The organism is Psychrobacter sp. T6-1 (assembly GCF_052258445.1).
In genome coordinates this window covers 1-2,442 of record NZ_JBQQFC010000333.1, presented here as the reverse complement: position 1 = coordinate 2,442, position 2,442 = coordinate 1, and the positions used below count along the sequence as shown (strand labels likewise).

Sequence of the window (2,442 nt, the reverse complement as noted above, 5' to 3'; positions counted from 1 at the left end):
ATCTAATCTACGTCAAAGACTAACGCTTATTCTATAAAAAAGCGGTAGCTCTAACCATTGGAGCTGCCGCTTTTTTTTGGTAATTGTTTACTTTTAAAGTATCTTTACTAGTAAACGAAATATCATGAATCTATCTTGTAGTTGTAAAATAATTTAAGACGTGAAACATCACTATCACTTATCATAATTTTGATTGTCCGTCTCATGAAATCCCGTAAAACTATGACTATCAGCTAGCCCTACCGTCTTACTAGTAGACGCAATCATAGACAGCATAAGGGGTGTAAGAGTTCTCCACAGTTGCTGTGGATAACCCTGTGGATAACTAGGGACTTGACAAGCATTTGCCTTGATATCTCAAAGGATGAGATAAAAGTGGTTACTTTTTATACAATATATTTCTATATTAAAATCAATGCTTTATGAGTAAAAATTTAAGCTTTAGAATTATTTTCAATATTTTTGAAATAATTTTTTTATCTTATTCATGTTTCACACGTACAAAAAAATAGCTACGAATATACTGTGGACAACTCATAAAAACATTGACAAAAAAGTTATTTTTATGTCTTAAAAACACCCTTTTTACTGACGTTAAACTATCTATTTTTTTACTGTTGCAGACGACAATCACTGTCGTCTGCCCTACCTTTTATCGCGATAACAGACTTGGATTTTGCTATAATTACCTCATCAAATAACTCTATAGGACGTTGAAAATTAGCAGTTTACTATCCTAGTTTTTAGCTTGATACGTCCGTTAACTTTATCTTATTTTACTGTATAGTAGACTGATAACTAAGCGTTATCCTCTATCTAAATACGAATGATTGGTTATCCTTAGCTGATCGAGATATTCAGCAGTCATGTTTTACCCTGACTGCCTCTTTGTTTTCAAATATTTTATTGATAAAAAGGAATCCACTATGGATGACAACAAAGCCAAAGCCCTCAAAGCGGCTCTAGGTCAAATCGAAAAGCAATTTGGTAAGAACACCATCATGCATTTAGGTGATGACTCAGCAGTACTTGATGCTGACGTTGTGTCAACGGGCTCTTTAGGGCTTGATATTGCACTTGGTATAGGCGGTCTACCTAAAGGCCGTATCGTTGAGATTTACGGCCCTGAGAGCTCAGGTAAGACGACGATGACCTTGCAAGCGATTGCCCAGTGTCAAAAGCAAGGCGGCGTCTGTGCCTTTATCGATGCTGAACATGCTTTGGATCCTGTCTATGCGCGCAAGCTGGGCGTTAATACCGATGATTTACTCGTGTCGCAGCCTGACAATGGCGAGCAAGCGCTTGAGATTACCGATATGCTCGTGCGTTCAGGTGCAGTCGACATGATCGTTATTGACTCGGTTGCCGCCTTGACGCCACGTGCTGAGATTGAGGGCGAGATGGGCGACTCACATATGGGCTTGCAGGCGCGTTTGATGAGCCAAGCATTACGTAAGATTACCGGTAACGCCAAACGCTCTAACTGTATGGTTGTCTTTATTAACCAGATTCGTATGAAAATCGGTGTCATGTTTGGTAGCCCAGAGACGACGACTGGTGGTAATGCATTGAAATTCTACGCCTCTGTACGTATGGATATTCGCCGTATTGGTGCGGTCAAAAATGGTGATGAGATCATCGGTAACCAAACTCGTGTCAAGGTCATCAAAAACAAAATGGCACCGCCGTTTCGTCAAGCCGAGTTTGAGATCACCTACGGCGCGGGTACCAATCATCTAGCAGAAGTTATCGACCTAGGTGTTGAGATTGGTGCAGTCGGCAAGGCTGGCTCTTGGTATAGCTATGGCGATGAAAAAATCGGTCAAGGTAAAGCCAATTCTGTCCTTTATCTCAAGGAAAATCCAGCAATAGCCGAAGAGATCGAAGGTAAGATTCGCGCTGAGAAATTAGGGTCGGTCAGCGATGCTATCGTTGAAGAAGATGATGATACGATGCTAGACGCGCCAGAAACTGACGCCGTTCAATAAACTGTAGTTATAACTATTGTATTATGCATATTAAAACATTAGCTGAAATATTGGCCGAGTCAGACACTGACTCGGCCTCTAGTGCTACGCCTAAACCAAAAAAAGCATCTAAAGAACGTATTCAAAAAAACAAACCCTCCTCTCAAAATAAACTTTCTCCCCAGAATCAGTTTGCTGATAGCAGTGCTGAACCATCACAATCGAAGCGTACGCTTGCAAAAAAGAACAACGACAGCAAACCTCGAAAAAAGCGTAAAAAACGCTTTCATCCTGCGGCTAGTTTTACCGCTGAACCTACTGATGCTGAGCTATATAAAGACCCTGACTCTCAAAGCATTCGCGATATTTTAGCTGAGGTTAAACGTGATGTGTCAGCCCACAAGCAGCATAGCGAAACGGCAGATAAAGAGCCCAACTCAAATAGCCATATTAATAATAACGTCAACTTAGAGCC

General features: G+C 40.7%; 1 protein-coding gene and 1 pseudogene. Both read left to right on the top strand.

Going from position 1 to position 2,442, the window contains the following annotated elements; genetic code table 11:
* Nucleotides 1–926 precede the first annotated feature (926 nt).
* Nucleotides 927–1,988 (top strand): recombinase RecA, encoded by a 1,062-nt coding sequence (gene recA, locus ACTXGO_RS12415; protein ID WP_443574757.1) that lies wholly within the window; start codon nucleotides 927–929, stop codon nucleotides 1,986–1,988.
* A 23-nt stretch (nucleotides 1,989–2,011) separates the two neighbouring features.
* Nucleotides 2,012–2,442: pseudogene (locus tag ACTXGO_RS12410) on the top strand (hypothetical protein); the annotation flags it as partial.

What these genes read in the sequence shown, in the direction of transcription:
- recA (WP_443574757.1), top strand. Translation starts at nt 927, where the DNA reads ATGGATGACAACAAAGCCAAAGCCCTCAAAGCGGCTCTAGGTCAAATC.